The sequence below is a fragment of the Bradyrhizobium stylosanthis genome, assembly GCF_001641335.1.
In the GTDB taxonomy this organism is placed as follows: domain Bacteria; phylum Pseudomonadota; class Alphaproteobacteria; order Rhizobiales; family Xanthobacteraceae; genus Bradyrhizobium; species Bradyrhizobium stylosanthis.
In genome coordinates this window covers 23,002-45,971 of record NZ_LVEM01000007.1, presented here as the reverse complement: position 1 = coordinate 45,971, position 22,970 = coordinate 23,002, and the positions used below count along the sequence as shown (strand labels likewise).

The window sequence follows — 22,970 nt, the reverse complement described above, 5'->3', positions numbered from 1 at the left end:
ACGAGATGTTCAGGAAATTATCGATCGTCGCATTTGCCGCCGCGCTTCTCGCAGCGCCGCTGCCGGTTCTGGCACAAAGCAAGAAGGACAGCGTCGTCATGGCGATGGCGCTGGAGCCCCCGGGGCTCGATCCCACCAACGCCGCTGCTGCCGCGATCGCGGAGGTCACGCTCTACAACATCTACGAGACGCTGACCAAGATCAATGAGGACGGCTCGGTCTCGCCACTGCTGGCCGAGAGCTGGACCGCTTCGCCCGACCTGAAGACCTATACGTTCAAGCTGCGCAAGGGCGTCAAATTCCAGAACGGCGAAGCCTTCGATTCCGCGGCCGTGAAGTTCTCGTTCGAGCGCAACGCGGCGCCGACCAGCACGAACAAGGACAAGAGCCTGTTCCAGGCCTTCGAAAAGGTCGAGACGCCCGACGCCGACACCGTCGTGATCGCGGTGAAATATTCCGAGCCGAACCTCCCGTTCCTGCTCGGACAGGCCAGCGGCTCGATCGTCGAGCCGAAGAGCGCGCCCACCAACGTGACGCAGCCGGTCGGCACCGGGCCCTATCAGCTCGGGGCCTGGGCCAAGGGGTCCTCGATCACGCTGACCAAATGGGCCGATTATCGCAATGCCTCGGCGGTCAAGCTCTCGAAGGTGACGATCCGCTTCATCTCCGATCCGGCGGCGCAGGTGGCGGCGCTGCTGTCGGGCGACGTCGATGCGTTCCCGCGCGTCGCCGCGGCGCGCGCCCTGGCGCAGTTCAAGGCCGATCCGCGCTTCACGGTGCTGGTCGGCGGCTCCAAGGCCAAGACCATCGTTGCGATCAACCATCGGAAGAAGCCGCTCGATGACGTCCGCGTGCGCCGCGCCATCCTTGCGGCGATCGATCGCAAGGCCATGATCGACGGTGCCGTCGACGGCTTCGGCACGCCGATCGGCAGCTTCTACGTGCCGGGTTCGCTCGGCTATGTCGACACCACCGGCGTCAACCCCTACGACCCCGAGAAGGCCAAGAAGCTCTTGGCAGAAGCCGGCGTCACCACGCCGCTCGAGCTCTCCCTCAAGCTGCCGCCGCCGTCCTATGCGCGGCAGGGCGGCGAGATCGTCGCAGCCCAGCTCGCCAAGGTCGGCATCGTCGCCAAGATCGAGAACGTCGAATGGGCGCAATGGCTGTCGCAGGTGTTCGCCGGCAATGGTCCGCATAATTTCGACCTGACCATCGTCAGCCATGTCGAGCCGTTCGACCTCGTCAAGATCACCGAGCCCGACTACTATCTCGGCTACAACAACGATGCCTTCAACGCGCTCTACAAGCAGATTGTGTCGACGCCGGACGAAGCCGCCCGCGCCAAACTGCTCGGCGACGCCCAGCAGAAGCTGGCCACCGACGCCGTCTCCGCCTACATGTACCAGCCGCAGCTCATCACCATCACCGGCAAGAAGCTGAAAGGCGTCTGGAAGGACGTGCCGCAATACGAGAACGATTTCTCGACCTGGTACTGGGAGTAGGGCAGGCACTTATAGTCTGAGTGGCGCGCGGCTCGTTGCTGTGCCCTCTCCCCCTGTGGGAGAGGGCTGAGAAGCCAGTAACCGCAGACTCACTCGGGTGAGGGGTATGTTTCCGCGGATGACCCTCTCTCGTTCTCGAGCAGCTTGATCCGCGGATAGAGACCCCTCATCCGGCGCTTCGCGCCACCTTCTCCCGCAAGGGGAGAAGGGAGGGGAATGCGCGACGATTTCGGAATTGTCGTACTATACCCCCGTTTTGCCCGACGAGTCAAACCGGCGCGCTGGCCCGTCGGCGCAAGTCATTGATCCCGCAGGCCCCGGCTACTGTGCATGGGGTTGTTTTCGCAGTTTTGGTTGAGGCCGCTCGTTACGCCGCCGCCGGCAGATCCGGATCGGCGATCGCCCCTGCGACGCGGACGCGGACGCGCAGGGCGTTGCCGGGCAGGTAGGCGATCGGCATGTCCTCGACGTCGACGGTCTTGAGGCTGTCGCGCGCGGCGCCGGCCTGGACGGCGCGGTCGGCGGCGATGTCGCGCGCCGCGGCGATCGCGTCCTCGCGGCTGAGGTCGCGGAACACCTGGTCGGCTTCGCCGGAGACCTGCGCGATCGCGGCACCCACCGCATTGGCGCAGTCGCCATGCGGCACGCGGACGATCTCGGAAATGCCCGGCAGGCGATCCGGCACCAGGAAGGCGCCGCCGCCGACGGCGAGCAGCGGCACGTCGCCGGCTTCGGTCTTCATGCGGTCGATGTCTTCCTCCAGCTTGCGCCAGGCATCGCGCATCGCGCCCTCGATCAGGCGCTTCGGCAGGTTGGCGACGCGGGAGCGGTCGCCGATATCGATGAGGCCGGCCGCGACGGCGATGTCGGTGGCGGTGAGGCGCGCGCCGCCGAACACCAGCGCGTCCGACGTCAGGCGATAGCCGACGCTGAGCGGGCCGACGCGGACCGGGTCCTCGTCGACATGGCTACCGCCGCCGAGCCCGATCGACAGGAGGTCGGGCATCCGGAACAGCGTGCGGACGCCGCCGACCTCGACGACCGCATTGGCTTCGCGCGGAAAGCCGTGACGCAACTGGCCGATGTCCGAGGTGGTGCCGCCGACATCCACGACCATGGCGTCGTCGAGGCCGGAGAGATGCGCGGCGCCGCGCATGGAGTTGGTGGCGCCGGAGGCAAAGCTCATCACCGGGAAGGCGGTGGCGATCTCGGCCTGCATCACTGTGCCGTCGTTCTGGGTCAGGAACAGCGGCGCGTCGATGCCGCTGTCGGCGATCGCCTTGCGGAAGGCGGCGACCGTGGTGACCGCGAGGTCGTGCAGGGAGGCATTGAGCAGCGCGGCGTTCTCGCGCTCGAGCAGGCCGATGCGGCCGAGATCGTGCGACAGCGTCACCGCGACGTCAGGGCAGATCTCGGCGAGGATCTCGCGCGCGGTGGTCTCGCAGGAGGGATCGAGCGGGGAGAAGCTCGAGCACACCGCGACCGAGCGCAGGCCCTTGTCCTTGATCTTTCGCGCGGCGTCCCTGAGGCCGGCGACATCCAGCGGCATGAACGGACGGCCGTCATAGTCGTGGCCGCCCTCCAGCATGAAGATCTCGCCGTTGACGAGCGAGGCGAGATCGGTCGGCCAGTCGCAGAACGGCGGCAGCGAGGCGCTGGCGGGCATGCCGATGCGGATCGCGCCGATCTTCTGCACGTGACGCCGCTGCACCACCGCGTTGATGAAATGCGTGGTGCCGATCACGACCGCGTCGACCTTCACCGCGGCGGACGGCTCGGCGCGCAACGCTTTGAGCGCGTCGAGGATGCCCGAGGTCACGTCGGCCGTGGTCGGGCGCTTGACGGAATGGACGACCTTCTCGTCGACGATCAGCACGGCGTCCGTGTTGGTGCCGCCGACATCGATGCCAATACGCTTCATGGGATCTTAAGCTCCAGCCGCAGCGGGCGAGAAGAGGGAACGGAAGTCGAGGTCGTAGCCGAACGCGCGCGGGCCGACGAATTCGAGACCGCGCGGGCTCGTCAGCACCGACGGCGCCGGCAGCGCCACCACGGTGACGCGCTGGCCGTAGCGGATGGTCTCGGTGCCGATGCCGTGGCCGTTGACGCTGTCGAGCACGCAGATCAGGTCCGGCGACGTCGCGATCGCATCCTCATCGCGCCAGGCCACGATCCATTCGTTCTGGAACGAGAGTTTCAGCTTCGTGCCGCGATCGGCATCGCTGCCGTCAACCATGGCGGTGCCGCGCAAAAATCCTTCGGTGGTGCGGCGGGCGACGTCGACGATCTTGCCGGTGAACAGCTTCTTGCCCCCTTCGGTCGCAAGCAGCGCCGCGATCGGATCCTCGTGGCGGCGGTTGGCCTCCTGCACGGCACGGCCGATGCGGATCGCCTTGGTCGTGGTGAAGTGGATGCCCCAGTCCTTCACCTCGCGTCCGGTGCGCGGCGCCTTGCTGGTGGAGGCGATCGAACCCATCTCGACGCAGATCTTGCGGCTCGCCCGCTCCATCCATTTCCAGGTCGGCACCTTGGTCACGACCGCCTCGATGCCGCGGGGATCGTAGAGCGTGCAGGGATAGGGACGCAGGCCGCCGATCGCGACTGAGGTCATCTGCGCCTCGGGGAAGGCGCGGCCCATGCAGTCGGCGTCGATCACGGGGATGCCGAGATGGGCTGCCGCCATCAGCGCCTGCACGCCGTTGCCGCCGCCGATCTCCACCGACATCACGGCGCGGAACTTGATGTTGTTGATCTCTTCCTGCATGCGCACGGCGCGCGCGATGTTGCGGCTGTCGGCGAGGCGCTCCTGTCCGACCAGCGGCGCACCCATGTTCGAGACCACCGCGACCCAGTCTTGGTCGTCGAGGTCGAGCGGCGACATCAATTGCACGCGGGTGCCCTCGGCATAGAGCCGGCGCAGGTTGAGCAGGCCGAGATAGGGGCTGCCGCCGCCGCCGGTGCCGAGGATCCAGGCGCCGACCGCGAGTGCCTCGATCTCGTCGAGGCTGATCGTCTTCAATTCCGCTTTGCTCACGACACCAGCTCCTCGACGATACGGGCCGCGGCGGCGATGCCGAGGATGACAGGGCCCGGATAGGCCGTGCGTACGCGTGCCTTGTTGGCACTGGTGTAGCTGATACAGTCCATCACCACGAGATCAGGCTCGAGGTCAGCCATCGTGCGCGCGGCGTCGTCGACCGCGGCATCGTCCGAGCCGGGGCGCAGCGTGATGCCGACGACCTCGACGCCGTCGCGCTGCCACTTCTTGTCAATCAGCGCGGTCTGCTCGGGCAGCGGCGAAAACACGCCGAGCCGGCCCTTCGGCAGCACGGCCTCGACGAGGTTGTGCAGGACGGCCGAGGGCAGGATGACGAGACCGTCGGCCGCGAGGTTGGGGAATTTGCCCGTGCAGGCCATCAGCGTCACGCCGACGCCTTCGTGCTTGAAGCGAGTGATCTGCTGGCTCGCGCGCCGCTCGACCTCCTTCTTGCTGATGGTGACGCCGTCGCCGCTCGGCAGCAGCGTGAACAGCGTATCGTATCCGTCCATCGGCGGAATGGCGTCGATCTCGGCGCGGCTCATGCCGTCGAGCGCGCCGCGCAGCTCGATCTGGATGCCCGGCGACAGCACGGCGGCGATCTCGGCGGCGACGGTGGGGCGCGGGCTCTGGCCGATCACGACCACCCCGATGCGCTGGTGCTTCAATGGCATGTTCATGTCTAGTCCTTCAAGACGACGAGATCGGCCGGCGTCCATTCGAGTGTGACGCCGTTGCCGGGAACGAACAGGCGGCTCGTGCCTGCATTGGGCTGCTGCACGAGGACGCGATGGCCGCCCGCGAGTTCGACGCGGTAGAGCACGGCGCCGCCGAGGAAGTTGGTGTTCTCGACGATGCCGTGAGCGGAGCTGCCGGCTGCAGCGGATTCAGCGCGCGGGATGAGGCGAATCTTTTCGGGGCGCAGTGCGACGGAGAGAACGCCGGTGCCCTGCATCTCCGAAGGCGGCAGGGCGAGGATCAGGCCCTTGCCGACATCGAGGTTCGGGCCGACGCGCTCGCCGCGGAAGATGTTGGTGTCACCGATGAAGTCGGCGACGAAACGCGTCGTGGGCTGGTTGTAGATCTCGGTCGGCGTGCCGACCTGCTCGACGCGGCCGCCGTTCATCACCGCGATGCGATCGGACATCGCCAGCGCCTCTTCCTGGTCGTGGGTGACGAACACCAGGGTCAGGCCGAGCTTCTTCTGCAGCTGCTTGAGCTCGAACTGCATCTGCTGGCGCAGCTTCTTGTCGAGCGCTCCGAGCGGCTCGTCGCAGAGCAGGACGCGTGGCGCGATGACGATGGCCCGCGCAAGCGCGACGCGCTGCTGCTGGCCGCCGGAGAGCTGCGCCGGGCGGCGATCCTCCAGGCCGGACAGCTCGACCATGGCGAGCGCCGCCTTCACCTTGGCCGCAATGGTCGCCTTGTCCAGTCCGCGCATGCGCAGGCCGAAGGCGACGTTCTCGGCGACGGTCCGATGCGGGAACAGCGCGTAATTCTGGAACACCATGCCCATGTCGCGCTTGTGCGCGGGCACATGGGTGATGTCGGCGCCGTCGACGCGGATCGCACCCGAGCTCGGCGTCTCGAAGCCGGCGATCATGCGCAGCGTCGTGGTCTTGCCGCAGCCGGACGGGCCGAGCAGGGAGAAGAACTCGCCCTGCCGGACGTCCATTGCGACCGCGTCCACAGCGCGCACGCCGCCGTCATAGACCTTGCTGACGCCGGCGATCTCGATCGACGCGCTCATGCGCGGAAGATCCGGTTGACGCGCTGGTCGATCTCGTCCTTGCGCTCGTTGTACCACTTCCAGTCGACCTGGATCAGCTTCGAGACCTTCTCGGGCGTGGTGAGCAGCTTGGCGTCGTACTTGGCGTCGAGCTTCACCTTCTTGTTCGCCGGCGAGTACCACACGGTCTCGGCGAGGCGCTTCTGCACCTCGGGACGAAGCATGTAGTTGACGTAGGCGTTGGCGAGCTCCTTCATCTTGCTGCCGGGCGTGATGGTGAGGACCTGCTCCAGCGACAGCACGCCTTCGCTCGGCGAAACGAAGTCGGTCGGCTGGTTCTGGCCGTCGTAGCGATAGATGCCGGAATCGTGGATGACGCACATGCCGACTTCGCCCGACAGCAGCATCTTCTCCATCGCGCCGGTGAAATCGACGATCTTGATCGGCTTCAGCTTCTCCAGCGCGGCATAGGCCGCATCGAGATCGGTCTGGCCTTTGCCGAACAGCGTGCCGCACATCATCAGGAAGGCCTGGCCGAGGCTGTTGACGGGAATGACATAGCCGCCGCGCACGCCGTTGTACTTGGCGTCCCACAGATCCTTCCACGAGGTGACGCCGCTATAGCCCTTGTCGGTGCGCATGCCGAGGCCAATGGCGCTGGTGAAGATCGAGACGCCGACGATCTTGTCGCTGATGGCGTAGGGATAGACGTCGGCGAGGTTCGGTACGAGCTTGGGATCGATCTTCGGCTCGATCAGGCCCATCTCAGCCGCAGCCCATTGCTCGTTGGAATTGGTATGCAGCACGTCGTAGATCGGAGCCGAGCGCGAGCTCGCCTGGAGCTTGGGAAGATAGGGGAAGGCGGAGTCGGTCTGGAGCTTGCACTTGAACTCGCTCTCGAAGGCGGGGCCGATCTCGGCCTTCATGATGTCGCCCCACTTGCCGCCCCAGCCGGTGATGCGCAGCGTCGGATCGTCGGCGCGCGCGACGTAAGGCGCAGCGATGGTGCCGATGCCGAGCGAGGCGCTCGCGGTCAGAAAGCGGCGGCGGCTGAGCGGTCCCAAAGCTTTCATCATGTCTCGAATCCCTGAGGTTACAATGAGCGGTTACAATTTGACGTAGGAGCGCAGGCCGACGGTGCGGTCGAGCCCGATGACGACGACAAAGGCGAGCACGATCGAGACCACCGAGGCGGCGCCGATGGTGCCGTCCAGATCGAACTTGAGATAGTTGAACAGCGTGACCGGCAGCGTCTCGTTGCCGGGCGAGACCAGGAACAGCGACACCGGGAACTGGTCGAACGAGACGATGAAGGCGAAGATCGCACCTGCGAGCACGCCGGGCTTGATCAGCGGCAACGTCACCTCGAAGAAGGTGCGCACGGGGCTCGCGCCGAGATTTTGTGCGGCTTCCTCGAGGCGCAGGTCGAAGTTGTGAAGCACCGCGAGGGTGGTGCGCACCACGTAAGGCAGCGTCACCAGCGTGTGGCCGGCAACGAGGCCCCAGGTCGGCCGGCCCACGTCGAGCAGCACATAGGTCTGGAACAGCGCAAGTCCGGTGAGGATCGCCGGCAACATCAGGGGCGAGAGCATGGTCGCCACGATCAGCCGCGCGCCGGGCAGATTGCCGCGCGCGAGCGCCAGTGCCGCGGAGGCGCCCAGCGCAGTTGCCGACAGCGTGGTGAGCACGGCGACTTCGAGGCTGAAGCCGAGCGCGTGCATGAAGTCGCGCGAGGCGAAGAACTTCTCAAACCAGCGCAAGGACACGCCGACCGGCGGAAATTGAATGAACGGCGTCGGGTTCAGCGCGAACACGACCACGATCGCGATCGGCGCCAGCAGGAAGACCAGGATGGCGATGTTGATCGCGAGGTAGAGGTAGCGGCCATAAGGCCGCGCGGGTCCCGGCGCGCGCACGGACGCCGTCTGCTGTGCCGCAGGGAGTGAGGGTGAGGCTGTGGTTTGCATCGTTGGCCTCACTGCAATTCGCGCTGGCCGGAGACGAGGCCGAGTGCGCGGTTATAGGCGACGACGAGCAGCAGCGAGATCACGAGCAGCACGATGCCGAGCGCGGCGGCGAAGCCGACGTTGAAGTTCGCCGAGATCTGCTGGTAGATCAGGATCGGCAGCGTCATGATCTGGAAGCCGCCGAGCAGGATCGGCGTGACATAGGCGCTGATCGCCAGCGCGAACACGAGAAGCGAGCCGGCGAGGATGCCGGGCAGGCTGAGCGGCAGCGTCACTTCGAGGAAGGCGCGCAAGGGGCTTGCACCGAGATTTTCTGCGGCCTGCTCCAGCCGCTCGTCGATGCGGCCGATCACGCCGGTGAGCGTGAGCACCATGAAGGGGACGTAGATGTGGACGAGCCCGACCACGATGCCGGTCTCGGTGTACATCAGCTTGAGCGGCTGGGAGATGAGGCCGAGCGACATCAGGGTCTCGTTGACCACGCCCTTGTCGGACAGCAGTGTCATCCAGGCGAAGGTGCGCACCACGATGCCGGTCAGCATCGGTGCGAGAACGGCCATCAGCAGCAATGCGTGACCGGTGCGGCTCTTGATCCGCGCCATCCAGTGCGCCAGCGGATAGCCGATCGCGAGCGCGACCAGCGTGGTCACGAGCCCGATCCGGACCGTGGTCCAGATCACCTCGAGATAGAAGGGATCGCCGATCATGCGGACGTAATGACGCGTGGTGAACGCGACCTTCGGCATCACCACCGGGTTGCCGGTGAGCACGCTCATCACCGCCATCAGCCCGATCGGCAGGAAGAAGAATAGCGCAAACAGCAAGGCGCTCGGAAGAATGAAGAGCGCAAGTCCGTTGGGGCGTGTGGCGGCGGTGCTGTTCATCGTGTCCCCGTCTGGATGCGCGCGGCGTCCTGGTCGGACGTATCGCCGGTCATCCGGCGGAGCTTGGCGGCCATCGCCGCAAGCTCGCGCCGGACATTGGCGCGCTCGGCTGCAGTGGTCGCCTGCACGGAATAGGACACCGCGATCCCGATCATCTCGCCGGTCTCGCCGCTCTTCAGCGCAAAGCCTTGCGAGCCGACGCCCTCGATCGATTCGTCGGCCGCCTCCGATACGCCGGTGCGGCGGATCTCGTCGAGGCGCGTCATCAGCTGCCTGAAGCTCTGCGGCGAGTTGCGCGGCAGCTTGGGGTAGGCCGCGGGGACGCGTGCGCGGATGTCCTCGTCGGAGAGACGTGCCAGCATGGCGCGGCCGTTCGAGGTCGCAAGCGCCGGCGTGCGCTGGCCCGGCGGATTGACGACGCGCAGGGGATTGGAGCCCGGTACTATTCTCAGCACCACCTGCTCGTACCCGTCGAGCACGGCGATGTAGCCGGTGTGCCCGGTGCGCGCGCAGACCTCGCGCAGCTCGCGCTCGGCCATGCTGATGAGATCGTCATGGGCGCGGTGAAGCCGGCCGAGCTCGAACGTAAGAAGCCCCGGCCGGTAGCGGCGCGTGTGCGGATCCTGCTCGAGCAGGCCGCAGTCGCGCAGCGAGCGCAGGAGTCGCGAGGTCGAGCTCTTCGGCTTGCCGGTGAGCGCCATCACATCCGCGAACGACAGGTCCGGCCGCGCGCTGGAGAAGCAGCGGAGGATCTCGATCGCGTTGGTGAGAGCGCTCATGAATGCGGGTCCAAGGTAGTTCCATATTTCGGAACCTTGTCCCAAATTCTAAGCCTGGCGCGGGAACGGGCAAGCGGAAATTTCGCGCAGGCTGGCGCCCGATTGCGCAGCTGTGGCGGAAGGTCGCGTGTTGGCGTGGGGAGGCGGCGCACCGGCCGAGAGGGTGCGCCGCCTGTTGGGATCAGGCCGCTTCGGCGACGACGTTGCCGATCCAGCCGCGGGCGAGCGTTACGTCGGCCTGCGACAGTTGATGGCCGACGGGCAGGACCTTGTGCGTTACGCTGGCGGCGGCTTGCGACAGCAGCGCCGCGAGCCGCGCCGAATTGCTCGCCGGCACGATCGGATCAGCCTGCCCGGACAGCAGCAGCACCGGCTTGCCGCCAAGCTCCGCCTTGGGCGGATCCGACAGCGGCACCATGGCGCGCAGCAGCGCCGCACCTGCGAGCACGTCCGGCCGCAGCAGCAGCAACGCCGCCGCGATGTTTGCGCCGTTGGAGAAGCCGACCGCAACCGGCGCCGCGATGCCGTATTGCTTTCGCGCATCGGAGACGAAGTCGCCGAGCTCGAGCGCCCGGAGGCGCACGTCGTCCTCGTCGAACACGCCTTCGGCGAGACGGCGGAAGAAGCGCGGCATGCCGTGTTCGAGCACGCGGCCGCGCGGCGAGAGCAGGGCGGAGCCGGGCGAGATCATCTTGCCGAGCCCGAGCAGGTCGTTCTCGTCGCCGCCGGTGCCGTGCAGCAGCAGGAGCGGTGGGGAGCCCGCGCTGGTCGCGGGCTCGAAGCGATGGATAAAGTCGGTCATGATGCGGTCTCTTCCAAGCTCGGCAGAACGTCCTCGATCTGCTTGCGATGCTGCTCGAGGAAGCTCGGCAGCTTCAGGTCACGTCCCAGCGTCGCGACGGGCTCGTCGACGGCGAAGCCGGGGATGTCGGTTGCGATCTCGAACAGCACGCCGCCGGGTTCGCGGAAGTAGATCGAGCGGAAGTAGTTGCGATCCCTCTGCTCGGTCGGATGCAGGCCGTGATTGGCGACGAGCTTCTGAGCCATCTGACCCTGCTCGGCGTCATCTGCCGCGCGGAAGGCGATGTGATGGACGGAGCCGCCACCCTGATGCCCGCGCAAGAATCCCTTGGCCTCGTAGATGTCGACGACGCTGCCTTCGGCATCGCCCGGGGCCTTGAAGCGGATCACCGAGCCCTCGCGGCCGGTCTCCTTGAAGCCGAACACGTCGGTGAGCACGGCGGCGGTCTTCGCGGCGCTGTCGAGCAGCAGGGTCACGCCATGGAAGCCGCGGATCGCGTGCTCGGCCGGTACGTCGCCATTGCTCCAGCCCGGCTCGTTCTCGGCGCCGGGGACGCCGACGAGTGCCAGCGCCATGCCGTCGGGATCGGTGAACGGCAGCACGGATTCGCCGAAGCGCTTCTCGAGCGCTTCATAGGCGATGCCCTTCTCGGTGAAGCGCTGCGTCCAGTAGCCGAGCGAACGCTGCGGCACACGGAAGGCGGTCTGGTGGGTTTCGCCGACGCCGCGTCGGCCGGGACCGACACCTGCCCAGGGGAAGAAGGTCAGGATGGTGCCGGGGCGGCCGGTCTCGTCGCCATAATAGAAGTGATAGGTGCCGGGATCGTCGAAATTGACGGTCTTCTTGACGAAGCGCAGGCCCAGATCCCGGGTGTAAAAGCCGAAATTGCGGATGGGGTCGCCGGCGATCGCGGTGACGTGGTGCAGTCCAGACATTGTCGTCCTCCAAATGCGGGGAGCGGTCTTGCTCTCTGGCCGGAAATATCGTTCCGCTTTGGATTGGAGACAATCCATGCAAATATGACGGCTATGTCTACGATTTGGAAACAATCGGGCGGGCCGGGCCTTGGATAAGGTCGCCAGCCTCCGGGCCTTCGTGAAGGTGGTCGAAAGCGGCAGCTTTGCCGAGGCGGGCCGCCAGTTGCGGCTGTCGCGCTCGGCGATCAGCAAATACATCGCCGACCTTGAGGAGAGCCTCGGCGTTCAGCTCCTGAACCGGACCACGCGGCACGCCAGCCCGACCGAGAACGGCCAGCGCTATTTCGAGCGCGCGATCGTGATCCTCTCGGAGATCGAAGCGGCGGACCAGGCGGTGACGCAGGCCCAGTCGGCGCCGCGGGGACTGCTCCGCGTCAACGCGCCGATGTCGTTCGGCACGATGCGGCTGGGTCCCGTCCTCGCCGACTTCATGGCGCGCTATGGTGAGCTTCAGCTCCAGATCGTGCTCAGCGACGATCTGCTCGATCCCGTCCAGGACGGCTTTGACGTGACGTTGCGGATCGCGGAACTGGAATCCTCCAGCCTGATCGCGCGAAAAATCATGCCGGTGGCACGCATGATCTGCGCCTCGCCGGATTACCTCGCGCGCCACGGCACGCCTAGGCATCCGCAGGATCTGCGCGAGCACACCTCGCTGACCTACGGCTTCCTGCTCACCGGCAACCAATGGAAGCTCACCGGCGCGGACGGCGATCACTGGATCCAGCCGGCCTGGTCGCTCTGCGTCAACAATGCCGAGGTGCTGCGCGACGTCGCGATCAAGGGCAGGGGGCTCGCGCTGCTGCCGGAGTTCATCGCGACCGACGCGCTACGGAAAGGCGAGCTGCGGACGGTGCTGGACAATTATTCCGCGCCGCCGCTCGCGCTCTACGCTGTCTATCCGCCGACGCGGCACCTGTCGGTGAAGGTGCGGCTGTTCATCGATTTTCTGGTGGAGCGGTTTGGGCGGGAGGAGGAGGCATCAAGCCAGAGGACGTGATCCGTCCGGATCGTCGTCCTATTTCTTGCCGTCGAGAAACTGGCGCACTGCCTTCACGGTTGCCTCTGGTTGCTCCTCCATCAACCAGTGTCCGGCGTCCGGAATGACGACCTCGGTAACGTCAGTCGCGGCGTTGCGCATCACGACGGCTTCCATCTTGCCGAACGACTTCTCACCGCCGACTGCCAGCACGGGAATGGTCAGCTTTGTCGCGATCGCCTTCTTGTTGTCCTCCGCGTCGGTGCGGATCGCCCTGAACTGGGCGAATGCAGCGCGCATGGCGCCGGGGCTAGCATAGATCTCCGCGTAATGTCGGCGCGTCGCCTCCGTGATCTTCGAGGGCGCACCGGCGAAATCATTCCAGAAGCGGTCGAGATAGATGCGCTCGCGGCCCTTGACCAGCCGCTCCATGTCGGGGCCTCCGAGATCGAAATGCCACAGCAGCGGGCTGCGGACGACTTCGTCCCACGGCGGCACGCCGGGCACCGGGGCATCCATGACGACGAGCTTCTCGGTGAGGTCGCGGTACCGGGCCGCATAGGCGTAGGCCACCATGGTGCCGATGTCGTGTCCGATGACGACTGCCTTGTCGATGCCGAGCGACTGCAGGACCGCGCGCATGTCCGCGGCCTGACCCCATTTGTCGTAGCCCTTGTCGGGCTTGTCCGAGAGGCCCATGCCGCGCAGGTCAGGCACAACGACGGTGTGATCGCGCGCAAGGTCGGCGCCGAGCTTTGCCCACATGTCGCCGGTGTCGCCGAAGCCGTGGATCAGGATGACGGCCGGCCCTTTGCCGCCGACACGGACATGGATCTGCGCGCCGTTGGCCGGGATGGTTTTCGCTTTGAAGGTGGAAGGGAACGACTCCTCGGCGCGGGCGGCAGGCACAAGCAGCATGAGCAGAATGGCGAGATATATTGCGCGCACGGGCGCCCCCTTATCGTCCTGAACGTCAGTGCGTGTCCGTACCCTGCTCTTCCGGCCGGAGCAACTCATCCAGCGCGCTCATCGAGGCCTTCTGGAGTGCGGCGAGTTCGCGTGCGGCGCTCTGGTGCTCGGCTGGCGACATCGAGGGCGCTGCCAGCTCCACCTCGCGGCAGCGCTCGAACAGGCGCACGAGGCCCAGCGCGCCGGCGGCACTGCCGAGCTGATGTGTCAGGCGCGCGAGCTGCTTGTGATCGCCGACCGCGGCGGCCTTGGCGATGTCCTCGATCAGTCTGTCGCTGGTTTCCTGCAGCAGATCGTGGAGCTTGGCGATTTGCGTGGGGCCGAGCAGTTCCTTCTGGTCGTCGAGGAAATGCCGGTCGATCAGCGCGCCTGTGGCGAGCTGGGCGGCGGCCGGCTCGTCCTTTGTGTCCTCGAGCGCTTCGCGCAGCGCATTGATCAGGATCGGCTTGCTGACGACCTTGGCGATGCCCGCGCCGGTGAGCCGCTCGCGGGCGCGGCTGGACACGTCGGCGGTCACGGCGATGATGCGCGGCTTCTTCGGCAGATCGAGCTTGCCGATCCGCAAGGCCGCTTCGACGCCGTCCATGTCGGGCATGTGAAGGTCCATCAGGATGACATCGAAGGCCTGATCGCGGGCGAGGGCGACGGCGGAGGCGCCGTTGCCGGCGAGGGTGGGGCGATGGCCGAGCCGGTTCAGAATGGCTTCGCCGACCTCGCGATTGACGGGATCGTCGTCGACCAGCAGCACGCGAAGCTGCCGCGACGGCGGCGGCAGCGCGCCTTGCGCGATGCCGCTCGCGGCGCGGCCGAGCGGCACTTCCAGCGTGAAGGTGCTGCCTTGGCCTGGTGTGCTTTCCACCCGCAGCTCACCGCGCATCAGACGCGTGAGGCGCCGTGCAATGGCAAGGCCGAGGCCGGTGCCGCCGAACCGCCGCGCGATGCTGTCGTCGGCTTGCACGAAATCTTCGAAGATGCGTTCATGCATGTCGGGCGCGATGCCGATGCCGGTATCGCGGACCGTGATGCGCAGGAGAACGTGATCGTCATGCGGCTCGGCTGTCGCGTTCAGGCCGATCCCGCCGCGCGGGGTGAATTTGATGGCATTGCCGATCAAATTGAGCAGGATGCGGTTGAGCCTGACGGGATCGCCGTGCACCGACGCGTTGACCGTTGCATCGCAGGCGAGGTCGAAGGAGAGGCCCTTGCCGAAGGCCTGCGGACGCATCAGGTCGGCGGCGGTCTCGATCAGCTGGTCAAGGCGGAAGTCGCGCGTCTCCAGCGCCTCGGTGCTGGCCTCGAGGCGCGCATATTCCAGGATCGCGTCGACCAGTGCGATCAGCGTTTCGCCCGATGCCGCCGCGGTCGCGAGGTGGCGGCGCTGGGGCTCGCTGAGGCTGCCGTCGTCGAGCAGCTGCAGCACGCCCATGACGCCGTTCAGCGGCGTGCGCAGCTCGTGGCTGACGACCGCGAGAAAGCGCGACTTGGTTTCGTTGGCCTGCACGGCAATGCTGCGGGCGCGCTCGGCGGCATCGTGCTCGGCGAGGGCCTGATCGCGCGCCTTCTCCAGCTCCGAGGTCCGTTCGGTGACCTTGCGCTCGAGCGTCGCGTAGGAGTCGCGCAGGTGAGCGGCCATCAGGTTGAACTGGTCGCCGAGTGCCTCGAGCTCGTCGCCGGTCTTGATCGCGAGCCGCTGGCCGAGATCGCCGCTGCCGATGCGCTTTGCGCCCTGCGTCAGCATCTGGATCGGCACGGTCATGCGCCGGCTGAGGAAGAGCGAGACCAGCACCGCACCGGCAAGGAGCACGACCAGGAGAAACGTGGAACGTCCGATCGAGGCATAGATCGGCGCGTAGGCTTCGGTAAGCGGCAGCTCGACGAACACCAGCCAGCCGAGCGAGGGCACCGTCGCATAGGTCGAGAGCACGCGCTGACCCGACAGGTCCTCCTTGACGAGGCCGCCCGACGGCGGGCCCACGCCGTCGAGCGCGGCGCGCACGTCCGCATGCCCCGAGAGATCGCTTCGTTGCAGCGCCGGCCACAGATCCGGATGCGCGATCAGGACTCCCATGCGGTCGACCACATAGGCCTTGCCGGTGTTGCCGACCCTGATCCCGGCGACGAGATCCCAGATGAAGCGCAGATTGACTTCGGCGACGACGACATTTGGCTCGCGGCCGGTGCCGCGCGTGGCGATCGTCATGAACGGCTCGGTGTCGCCGAAGAAGTAGACCGGCCCGTAATAGGCGCGGCGTTCATTGGCGCCGCGGAAGGCAGACGAGGCGGAATGGTCGGTCTTGCTGCCGACCCTGTCCGCGACGCGGCGCGACACCCGCACCTGCTCGCGGCCCTGCGCGTCGAGCTCGGTGATCTCGGCGATGGCGGGCGAGAGCCGCAGCAGGCGGATGGCGTTCAGGCGATCGTCTTCGTTGGTCGAGAGCTCCGGAGGCAGGCGCGAGAGCCATCTGATCTGGCTCTCGATCTGGCCGACGAACTGGCCGATCTGGATCGCTGCGCTCGCGGCCTGCTCGCGCTGGGTGGCCGCGAGCAGCTGCTTCTGCTCACGATAGGAGAACCAGACGTCGAAGCCGGTGTTGATGGCGAGGGCGGCAAAGGCGAGCGCGACGATCGAGTAGAGATATTTCCGGAACAGCCGGCCGGGGGGCGTCCGCAAATGTCCCTGGTCGGCCGCCTCGTTCACTCGCGGATCTCGTCGGCGCGCGCGAGCAGCGTGAACGGAATCGTCAGTCCGAGCGATCGTGCGACCGTGCGGTTGATCAGAAGCTCGTATTTGCGCGGCGATTGCACCGGCAGATCACCGGCCTTGGTGCCGCGCAGGATCAGATCGACATAGTCGGCCGAGCGCACCTCGAGCGTCGGCCCGTAGCTCATCAGTCCGCCCGCATCCATGAAATAGTGAAATGGATAGATCATCGGGACGCGATACTTCGCCGTGGCCGCGATGATGGCCTGGCGGTTCACCACCAGGAAGCTGTCGACGAGCGAGATCATCGCTGCCTTGGGCGGCTCGGCAAAACGGCCGATCGCCTCGTCGACCTCTCCCGCCTTGCCGACGGGCGTGAGGACCACTTCCACGCCGGATGAAGCGGCCTCCTGCTCGAGCGAGTCGAGATAGTAGCGCCCGGCGCGAGGCGTCGTCGCCGGATTGAACAGCACGCCGACGCGCCGGATGTCAGGCACGGTCTCCTTGATGAGCTGAAGCCATTTGCCGCCCATCTCGGGAGTGCTGCTGGTGAAGCCCGTGACGTTGCCGCCGGGATGCGCGAGGCTCGCGACGAAGCCGTTGCCGACGGGATCGTTGGCGGTCGCGAAGACGATCGGGATCGTCTTGGTGGCCGCGAGCACGGCCGCGGTTTCGCCGGTCGAGCCGGTCAGGATGACGTCCGGCTTGAGATCGACGAGCTCCTGCACGGCGCTCTTCAGCTTGTCGGGCCCGCCGAAGCTCGAGCGGAGCTCTAAGCGGAAATTGACCCCTTCGACCCAGCCGCGCTGCCTTAGTCCCGCGACGAGACCGCCAAGCCGCGTGGTCGCGGCTTCGGTCATGCTTCGTTTGGTCAGTTCGTCGTCGAGCGACAATGCCGTCAGCGAGCCGACGATCCGGATGCGATCGCCCGTTGCGCCGAGCGCAAGGAAGCCCGCAGCAGTTGTCCCTGCAAGGCGAAGGAAATCGCGGCGGGCGACCGCCGGCGCAGCGCGGGCAGAAGCGGGCCGCTCAATCATGAAATGTTTCGCAAAAGTTGTCCCTGCCGCTGTGCATATCCTGAAAGGCTAGCAACCACAATTGATGAAAGCAGGCTTATGAATGCTCATTCGCAGCCATGGCAGCCCGGTACCGTAATTTTACGCGGGCAGGGCGTCGTGTGCTTCGGGCTTTGTCTCTTCTGTGACGCTTCGTGACACCGTGCGGCGTTGCCCACTAGCGCCGCAGCGTGAATTCGTCCGCGCCGCGCCGGTGCTCCCATTTCGCCTGCTCGAGCTCCGGCCTGTCGCATTCGGCTTCCGGATAACCGACGCAGAGATAGGCGATGAACTTCCAGCTGGCGGGCACGTCGAGAATGGCGTGGATGCGATCGGGGTTCAGGATCGAGACCCAGCCAAGGCCGATGCCGTCCGCGCGCGCGGCGAGCCACATCGCGGTGATCGCGGCGACCACGGAATATTCCGTCGTCTCCGGCATGGTGGCGCGGCCGAGGCCGTGGCCGATGTCGCTGGCCTTGTCCGCGAACACGGCGAGATGTCCGGGGGCCTGTTCGAGGCCCGACAGTTTGAGCGTGGCATAGCGCGCCGCGCGTTCGCCGGAATAGCAATCGAGCGCATCGGCATTGCACGCCCTGAAATCCTCGACCACGGCGCGGCGGCGCGCGGCATCGTCAACGACGACGAAGCGCCAGGGCTGGCTGAGGCCGACCGAGGGCGACAGGCAGGCGGTCTCGATCAGGCGGTCGATGGCGCCTTCCGGCAGCGGATCACTGCGAAAACGGCGCACGTCGCGGCGCCACACGAACAGCTCGTGAAGGTGCCGGCGGAAGGTGTCGTCGAACTCGACCATGAGATCAGCGTCCCATCTGGAAGGCTGCGGCGACCAGCAGGATCAGGATTTCGCCGACCTGCTCGAAGGCGCCGAGAATGTCGCCGGTCTGCCCGCCGATCTGGCGGATGGCGAGACGCGCCAGCATCAGTCCGGCGAGCGAGAGCAGGGTCAGGCCGACCAGCGCCTTGCCCGGCCCCAACGCCAGGGCAAGCACGAGCGTTCCAACCGCGAAGGCGATCGCGATGCTGCGGCCGGGCGGCACACCTGCGCTCGCCGACAGCCCGTTGGGCCGCGCCGGCGGCACCAGCGACATGAAGGCCGGCACGCCCGCGCGTGCAGCAGCATGCGCGGCGCACAGCGCGAACGTGACGGCCAAAGGACTGGAGATCGTCGCGAGCGCGCTCCAGCGCAGGCCGAACGACAGGATCAGCGCGCACACGCCGTATGTGCCGATCCGGCTGTCGCGCATGATCTCGAGCTTGCGCTCGCGCGTGCGGCCGCCGCCGAGCCCGTCGGCGGTGTCGGCAAGGCCGTCCTCGTGCAGCGCGCCCGTGATGAGGGCCGTCGTCGCGAGCGCGAGGAGGGCGGCAAGGTTCGGCGCCAGTCCAAAGCGGATGGCGACCTTGTAGACGAACGCGCCGGCAAGGCCGACCAGAAGGCCAGCGATGGGCAGGGCCCAGGTCGCGCGCGCAACGGTGCCGTCGGCGGCGGGCTTCGACGATGCGACGGGAAGGATCGTGACGAACGATGCCGCCATCCTGAGATCGGCGACGATGTCCTTGAGAAGCTCCGCGCGCGGCATCATTTCAGTTTCATCGGCAGGCCGGCGACGACGAACTCGACCTCGTCGGCGCACTCGGCAATCGTCTGGTTCATGATCCCCGCGGCGTCGCGATAGAGGCGCGCCAGCGCATTGTCGGGCACGATGCCGAGGCCGACTTCGTTGGTGACGAGGACAACCGGGCTGTTGAGGCGGGGCAGGGCGGCAGCCAATGCGTTCACTTCGCGCTCCCAGTCGCGCCCGGCATGCATCAGGTTGGAGAGCCAGAGCGTCAGGCAATCCACCAGCCGCGCGCCGCCGCCGTCGCTTGCGACGAGCGCGCCGACGAGATCGAGCGGCACTTCGCGCTCGATCCAGTCGGTTCCGCGGCGCGCGCGATGCTTGGCGATGCGCGCCTCCATTTCCCCATCCAGCGCCTCGGCCGTCGCGACGTAGACGGGCTGCCCGGGAAAGGCGCGCGTGCGCATCTCCGCACGCTTGCTCTTGCCCGATCGCGCTCCGCCGGTGATCAAGATGACGGCCATCAAAGTCTCCTGTGGGCCTGACTAATCACCAAACGCGGTCAAAGACAAAGCCGAAATCAGGCAGGCAGGGGCTTGCGCTCGCCCCCCGCTTTGCGCAACAGGGGCGGGACAGGAGGCGGGTTTGGGCTTTGCGGGCGCGATGGTGGTGGCGATGGCGGTGGATGCCCTTCTGGGCTGGCCGTCATGGCTGTTCGCGCGCATCGGCCATCCCGTGACCTGGCTTGGACGGGCGATCGGTGCCATCGATGCCGCCTGGAATCGCGAGTCCGATCCGCCGGCGCTCCGCCGCGCTGCCGGCATCGCCGGCGCAGTTCTGGTGATCGCACTCTCCGTAGCGATCGGCTGGGTGATTCAGAACTTGCTTCAGGCCTTGTTTCCTTGGGGATGGGTGCAGATCGTGCTGGCCGGCGTTCTGGCCTGGCCGCTGGTCGCGCTGCGCTCGCTGCATGATCACGTCGCCGCCGTCGCAACGCCGCTGCTGGCCGGCGACATCACCGCGGCCCGCGAGGCGGTCGCGCGCATCGTCGGACGCGATCCCGCGGCGCTCGACGAGGCCGGCATCGCGCGCGCGGCGATCGAGAGCCTCGCCGAGAATGCGTCCGACGGGATCGTCGCGCCGGTGTTCTGGGGCGCGCTGTTCGGCCTGCCTGGGATACTGGGCTACAAGGCGATCAACACGCTGGATTCCATGATCGGCCATCGCAGCGCGCGTCACGAGGCGTTCGGCTGGGCCGCGGCGCGCATCGACGATGTCGCCAACTTCATTCCGGCACGCCTGACCGGGTTTCTGTTCGTGCTGCTGGCACCGAGGCGAGCCGAGGCGCTGTCATGCATGACGCGCGATGCGCGCCGCCACCGTTCGCCCAACGCCGGCTGGCCGGAAGCGGCGATGGCCGGTGCGCTTGGCGTCCGCCTCAGCGGCCCCCGCATCTACCACGGCAGCGTCACGAACGAGCCCTGGCTTAACGGCGGCGTGCGCGATCCGCTGGCCGCCGACATCGGCGAGGGTTTGGCGGTCTACCGCCGCGCCATGCTACTGCTCGCCGGCCTGCTTGCGATCCTCGCCTTCGCGTGAAAGAACGGGGCATGCGCGAGCACGGTGGAAATCTCGATCTGGCCCAGCAGCGGTTTGGCGGGCGGACGGACGACTGGATCGATTTGTCGACCGGGATCAACCGGGTGCCTTATCCCGTCGGCGATTTGAGCATGCGTGCGTGGACCGCGTTGCCGCCGCCTGCCGAGATCGAGGCGCTGCATCAGGCGGCGCGGCATGCCTATCGCACGAGCGCTGCGATGGTCGCGATGGGCGGCGCGCAGGCCGCCATTCAACTCCTGCCACAACTCGCGCCGCCGGGCCGGGCCCGCATCCTCGCGCCGACCTACAATGAATATGCCGGCGTTCTGTCGGCTGCCGGCTGGGATGTTCAGGAGGTCGGGGAGCCCGACGCGCTGGCAGGCGCGGATATCGCCATCGTCGTCAATCCCAACAATCCCGATGGTCGGTGTTTTGCGCCAAGGGATTTGCTGGCGCTGCTGCCGCGCGTCGGCCGTCTCGTGATCGACGAAAGCTTTGCCGATGCCGTTCCGCAGCTATCGCTCGCACCTGAAGCCGATCGGCCGGGGCTGCTGATCCTGCGCTCGTTCGGAAAGTTTTATGGTCTTGCCGGCCTCCGGCTAGGCTTCGTGATCGGCCATGCCGCCGACATCGGCAAGCTCGCGGCGGCGGTCGGGCCCTGGCCGGTCTCGGGCGCGGCGATCGCGATCGGCTGCCGCGCATTGCGTGACGATGCATGGGGCGAGGCGACGTCGGCGCGGCTGGCTCGCGATTGTGCCCGCCTCGATGACATGGCGCGCGCGCAGGACTGGACGCTCATCGGCGGCACGCCGCTGTTCCGTCTCTACGAGACGCCTGACGCGCTTGCCGCGCAGGAGAGGCTGGCGCGTGGCCAGATCTGGTCGCGCGTGTTTGCGCAAAAACCGACATGGCTGCGGCTCGGGCTTCCCGGCAGCGAAGCCGAATGGTCGCGCCTCGCCGAGGTCCTAGCGCGCTAGCGCCAGCAGGCCTTCGACGTCGAGATGCGTCTCGATGTGGTCGGCGAGGGCCTCGAGCGCGCTTTCGACCCGGGCGTGATACGGCTCCTCGCCTGCGGGGACATCGAGCTTCGCGAGATAGGCCCTGCGAAAATCGTCCGACGTGAACAGGCCGTGCAGATAGCTGCCCTGCACGCGGCCATCGCCGGAGATCGCGCCTTCCGCTTCGCCGTTCAACGTTGCGAACGGCCGGCGACGATCCGGTCCGTCGGTGCGGCCGATGTGGATTTCGTAGGCCTCGATCGGCTGATCGGTGGCGGCATGCACGGCCGCAACGCGCGTCAGCGTTTTTTGCGGGCTCATCACCGTCTCGACATCCAGTAGTCCGAGCCCCGGCGTGTCGCCTGCGGGGCCTTCGATGCCGTCAGGATCGGCAACGCTGCGGCCCAACATCTGATAGCCGCCGCAGAGGCCGAGCACATGGCCGCCGCGGCGGTGATGCGCGAGCAGATCGATGTCCCAGCCCTGCGCGCGCAGGAAGGCAAGATCGCCGCGGGTGGATTTCGAGCCGGGAATGATGACGAGGCGGACGTCGCCGGGGATCGCTTCACCCGGACGCACCATCACGAGATCCACGCCGGGCTCTAGCTTGAGCGGATCGAGATCGTCGAAATTCGCGATCCGCGACAGCGCGAGGCAAGCGATCTTGCACTGGCCCGGCTTGCGCGCATCGCTCAGGCCCAGCGCATCCTCGGCCGGCAGCTCGCCGGCGCGCGCAAACCACGGCAGCACGCCGAGGCCGCGCCATGCGGTCTTCTCCGCGATCAGCTTGTAACCGTCGTCGAACAGCGTGGGATCGCCGCGGAACTTGTTGATGACGAACCCCTGGATCATCGCGGCATCATCAGGGTCGATTACCGTTTTGATGCCCACGAGCTGCGCGATGACACCGCCGCGATCGATGTCGCCGACCAGCACGACCGGCACATCGGCCTTGCGGGCAAAGCCCATATTGGCGATGTCGGACTTGCGCAGGTTGACCTCGGCCGGACTGCCGGCGCCTTCGACCAGCACCAGGTCGGCGCGCGCCTTCAGCCGTTCGAAACTCTCCAGCACCGCGCCCATCAGCGACGGTTTCATGGCCGCATATTCGCGCGCCCGCGCGGTCGTGATGCGCTTTCCATGCACGACGACTTGCGCGCCCACATCGGTCTCAGGCTTGAGCAGCACCGGGTTCATGTCGGTGTGCGGCTCGACGCCGGCGGCCAGCGCCTGCAACGCCTGCGCACGCCCGATCTCGCCGCCATCGACGGTGACGGCGGCGTTGTTCGACATGTTCTGTGGCTTGAAGGGGAGTATACGCAGGCCGCGGCGCGTGAAGGCGCGCGCAAGGCCGGCGACGATGAGCGACTTGCCGACGTCCGAGCCGGCCCCCTGGATCATCAGCGCGCGCGTCATCG

At 66.9% G+C, this 22,970-nt stretch carries 21 protein-coding genes; 4 read left to right on the top strand and 17 right to left on the bottom strand.

The window, feature by feature from the left end; all coding sequences use genetic code 11:
* Positions 1-5: 5 nt before the first annotated feature.
* A complete protein-coding gene (locus A7X65_RS37055; RefSeq protein WP_063694352.1) occupies positions 6-1,502 on the top strand; it encodes an ABC transporter substrate-binding protein in 1,497 nt (498 codons plus the stop codon).
* Between the two features lie 367 nt (positions 1,503-1,869).
* Here the strand turns inward: A7X65_RS37055 and A7X65_RS37050 are convergent, their stop codons facing one another.
* From A7X65_RS37050 to A7X65_RS37005, 10 genes are all read right to left on the bottom strand, one after another.
* Positions 1,870-3,423 (bottom strand): hydantoinase/oxoprolinase N-terminal domain-containing protein, encoded by a 1,554-nt coding sequence (locus A7X65_RS37050; RefSeq protein ID WP_063694351.1) that lies wholly within the window; start codon positions 3,421-3,423, stop codon positions 1,870-1,872.
* A 6-nt stretch (positions 3,424-3,429) separates the two neighbouring features.
* The gene (locus tag A7X65_RS37045; protein WP_063694350.1) at positions 3,430-4,536 is read right to left on the bottom strand and encodes an S-methyl thiohydantoin desulfurase family protein; all 1,107 of its coding nucleotides are present in this window, start codon (positions 4,534-4,536) and stop codon (positions 3,430-3,432) included.
* A complete protein-coding gene (locus A7X65_RS37040) occupies positions 4,533-5,219 on the bottom strand; it encodes an AroM family protein (RefSeq protein ID WP_063694349.1) in 687 nt (228 codons plus the stop codon). The genes A7X65_RS37045 and A7X65_RS37040 overlap by 4 nt, the downstream gene beginning before the upstream one ends.
* 2 nt (positions 5,220-5,221) lie before the next feature.
* Entirely contained in the window at positions 5,222-6,289 is a 1,068-nt protein-coding gene (locus tag A7X65_RS37035) for an ABC transporter ATP-binding protein (protein WP_063694348.1), read from the bottom strand.
* Positions 6,286-7,344 (bottom strand): ABC transporter substrate-binding protein, encoded by a 1,059-nt coding sequence (locus A7X65_RS37030; RefSeq protein WP_145662962.1) that lies wholly within the window; start codon positions 7,342-7,344, stop codon positions 6,286-6,288. Before A7X65_RS37030 ends, A7X65_RS37035 begins: the two co-directional genes overlap by 4 nt.
* A gap of 30 nt (positions 7,345-7,374) precedes the next feature.
* Positions 7,375-8,235, bottom strand: coding sequence for an ABC transporter permease (locus A7X65_RS37025; protein WP_063694347.1), 861 nt, complete (start codon positions 8,233-8,235; stop codon positions 7,375-7,377).
* Positions 8,236-8,243: 8 nt separating this feature from the next.
* On the bottom strand, positions 8,244-9,119 hold the full coding sequence (locus A7X65_RS37020) for an ABC transporter permease (protein WP_063694346.1): 876 nt from the start codon (positions 9,117-9,119) through the stop codon (positions 8,244-8,246).
* Positions 9,116-9,898, bottom strand: coding sequence for an IclR family transcriptional regulator (locus A7X65_RS37015; protein WP_063694345.1), 783 nt, complete (start codon positions 9,896-9,898; stop codon positions 9,116-9,118). Before A7X65_RS37015 ends, A7X65_RS37020 begins: the two co-directional genes overlap by 4 nt.
* 181 nt (positions 9,899-10,079) lie before the next feature.
* Positions 10,080-10,700, bottom strand: coding sequence for an alpha/beta hydrolase (locus A7X65_RS37010; protein ID WP_063694344.1), 621 nt, complete (start codon positions 10,698-10,700; stop codon positions 10,080-10,082).
* Positions 10,697-11,635 (bottom strand): ring-cleaving dioxygenase, encoded by a 939-nt coding sequence (locus A7X65_RS37005; protein ID WP_063694343.1) that lies wholly within the window; start codon positions 11,633-11,635, stop codon positions 10,697-10,699. The genes A7X65_RS37010 and A7X65_RS37005 overlap by 4 nt, the downstream gene beginning before the upstream one ends.
* Positions 11,636-11,765: 130 nt before the next feature.
* On the opposite strand from A7X65_RS37005, the gene A7X65_RS37000 reads away from it, so the two are divergent.
* A complete protein-coding gene (locus A7X65_RS37000; protein WP_063694342.1) occupies positions 11,766-12,677 on the top strand; it encodes a LysR family transcriptional regulator in 912 nt (303 codons plus the stop codon).
* Between the two features lie 18 nt (positions 12,678-12,695).
* Here A7X65_RS37000 and A7X65_RS36995 read toward each other — a convergent pair whose 3' ends face one another.
* From A7X65_RS36995 to cobU, 6 genes are all read right to left on the bottom strand, one after another.
* On the bottom strand, positions 12,696-13,574 hold the full coding sequence (locus A7X65_RS36995) for an alpha/beta fold hydrolase (RefSeq protein ID WP_063694341.1): 879 nt from the start codon (positions 13,572-13,574) through the stop codon (positions 12,696-12,698).
* A 55-nt stretch (positions 13,575-13,629) separates the two neighbouring features.
* Positions 13,630-16,323 carry a hybrid sensor histidine kinase/response regulator gene (locus A7X65_RS36990; protein WP_063694340.1) on the bottom strand — a complete coding sequence of 898 codons (2,694 nt, stop codon included), beginning with the start codon at positions 16,321-16,323 and terminating at the stop codon, positions 13,630-13,632.
* Positions 16,320-17,363, bottom strand: coding sequence for an ABC transporter substrate-binding protein (locus tag A7X65_RS36985; RefSeq protein ID WP_063694339.1), 1,044 nt, complete (start codon positions 17,361-17,363; stop codon positions 16,320-16,322). The genes A7X65_RS36990 and A7X65_RS36985 overlap by 4 nt, the downstream gene beginning before the upstream one ends.
* A 196-nt stretch (positions 17,364-17,559) precedes the next feature.
* Positions 17,560-18,192, bottom strand: coding sequence for a 5,6-dimethylbenzimidazole synthase (gene bluB, locus A7X65_RS36980; RefSeq protein ID WP_063694338.1), 633 nt, complete (start codon positions 18,190-18,192; stop codon positions 17,560-17,562).
* A gap of 4 nt (positions 18,193-18,196) precedes the next feature.
* Entirely contained in the window at positions 18,197-18,979 is a 783-nt protein-coding gene (cobS, locus tag A7X65_RS36975; protein ID WP_063694337.1) for an adenosylcobinamide-GDP ribazoletransferase, read from the bottom strand.
* Positions 18,976-19,479 carry a bifunctional adenosylcobinamide kinase/adenosylcobinamide-phosphate guanylyltransferase gene (gene cobU, locus A7X65_RS36970; RefSeq protein WP_063694336.1) on the bottom strand — a complete coding sequence of 168 codons (504 nt, stop codon included), beginning with the start codon at positions 19,477-19,479 and terminating at the stop codon, positions 18,976-18,978. The genes cobS and cobU overlap by 4 nt, the downstream gene beginning before the upstream one ends.
* A 121-nt stretch (positions 19,480-19,600) precedes the next feature.
* Between cobU and cbiB the strand changes: the two genes are divergently transcribed.
* The gene (gene cbiB / locus A7X65_RS36965; RefSeq protein ID WP_063694335.1) at positions 19,601-20,554 is read left to right on the top strand and encodes an adenosylcobinamide-phosphate synthase CbiB; all 954 of its coding nucleotides are present in this window, start codon (positions 19,601-19,603) and stop codon (positions 20,552-20,554) included.
* Between the two features lie 11 nt (positions 20,555-20,565).
* Positions 20,566-21,531 (top strand): threonine-phosphate decarboxylase CobD, encoded by a 966-nt coding sequence (gene cobD, locus A7X65_RS36960; RefSeq protein WP_063694334.1) that lies wholly within the window; start codon positions 20,566-20,568, stop codon positions 21,529-21,531.
* Here cobD and A7X65_RS36955 read toward each other — a convergent pair.
* Positions 21,520-22,968 carry a cobyric acid synthase gene (locus tag A7X65_RS36955; RefSeq protein ID WP_063694333.1) on the bottom strand — a complete coding sequence of 483 codons (1,449 nt, stop codon included), beginning with the start codon at positions 22,966-22,968 and terminating at the stop codon, positions 21,520-21,522. The two genes, cobD and A7X65_RS36955, sit on opposite strands and share 12 nt — an antisense overlap.
* Positions 22,969-22,970: the final 2 nt, after the last annotated feature.

Bases quoted from the DNA above. Each gene is read 5' to 3' on its own strand.
- A7X65_RS37025 (WP_063694347.1), bottom strand. From the start codon at position 8,235: ATGCAAACCACAGCCTCACCCTCACTCCCTGCGGCACAGCAGACGGCG.
- A7X65_RS36995 (WP_063694341.1), bottom strand. From the start codon at position 13,574: ATGCTGCTTGTGCCTGCCGCCCGCGCCGAGGAGTCGTTCCCTTCCACC.
- cobD (WP_063694334.1), top strand. From the start codon at position 20,566: ATGCGCGAGCACGGTGGAAATCTCGATCTGGCCCAGCAGCGGTTTGGC.
- A7X65_RS37005 (WP_063694343.1), bottom strand. From the start codon at position 11,635: ATGTCTGGACTGCACCACGTCACCGCGATCGCCGGCGACCCCATCCGC.
- A7X65_RS36985 (WP_063694339.1), bottom strand. From the start codon at position 17,363: ATGATTGAGCGGCCCGCTTCTGCCCGCGCTGCGCCGGCGGTCGCCCGC.
- A7X65_RS37020 (WP_063694346.1), bottom strand. From the start codon at position 9,119: ATGAACAGCACCGCCGCCACACGCCCCAACGGACTTGCGCTCTTCATT.
- A7X65_RS37040 (WP_063694349.1), bottom strand. From the start codon at position 5,219: ATGAACATGCCATTGAAGCACCAGCGCATCGGGGTGGTCGTGATCGGC.
- A7X65_RS37035 (WP_063694348.1), bottom strand. From the start codon at position 6,289: ATGAGCGCGTCGATCGAGATCGCCGGCGTCAGCAAGGTCTATGACGGC.
- A7X65_RS37010 (WP_063694344.1), bottom strand. From the start codon at position 10,700: ATGACCGACTTTATCCATCGCTTCGAGCCCGCGACCAGCGCGGGCTCC.
- bluB (WP_063694338.1), bottom strand. From the start codon at position 18,192: ATGGTCGAGTTCGACGACACCTTCCGCCGGCACCTTCACGAGCTGTTC.
- A7X65_RS37050 (WP_063694351.1), bottom strand. From the start codon at position 3,423: ATGAAGCGTATTGGCATCGATGTCGGCGGCACCAACACGGACGCCGTG.
- cobU (WP_063694336.1), bottom strand. From the start codon at position 19,479: ATGGCCGTCATCTTGATCACCGGCGGAGCGCGATCGGGCAAGAGCAAG.
- A7X65_RS36955 (WP_063694333.1), bottom strand. From the start codon at position 22,968: ATGACGCGCGCGCTGATGATCCAGGGGGCCGGCTCGGACGTCGGCAAG.
- A7X65_RS37055 (WP_063694352.1), top strand. From the start codon at position 6: ATGTTCAGGAAATTATCGATCGTCGCATTTGCCGCCGCGCTTCTCGCA.
- A7X65_RS37015 (WP_063694345.1), bottom strand. From the start codon at position 9,898: ATGAGCGCTCTCACCAACGCGATCGAGATCCTCCGCTGCTTCTCCAGC.
- A7X65_RS37030 (WP_145662962.1), bottom strand. From the start codon at position 7,344: ATGATGAAAGCTTTGGGACCGCTCAGCCGCCGCCGCTTTCTGACCGCG.
- cobS (WP_063694337.1), bottom strand. From the start codon at position 18,979: ATGATGCCGCGCGCGGAGCTTCTCAAGGACATCGTCGCCGATCTCAGG.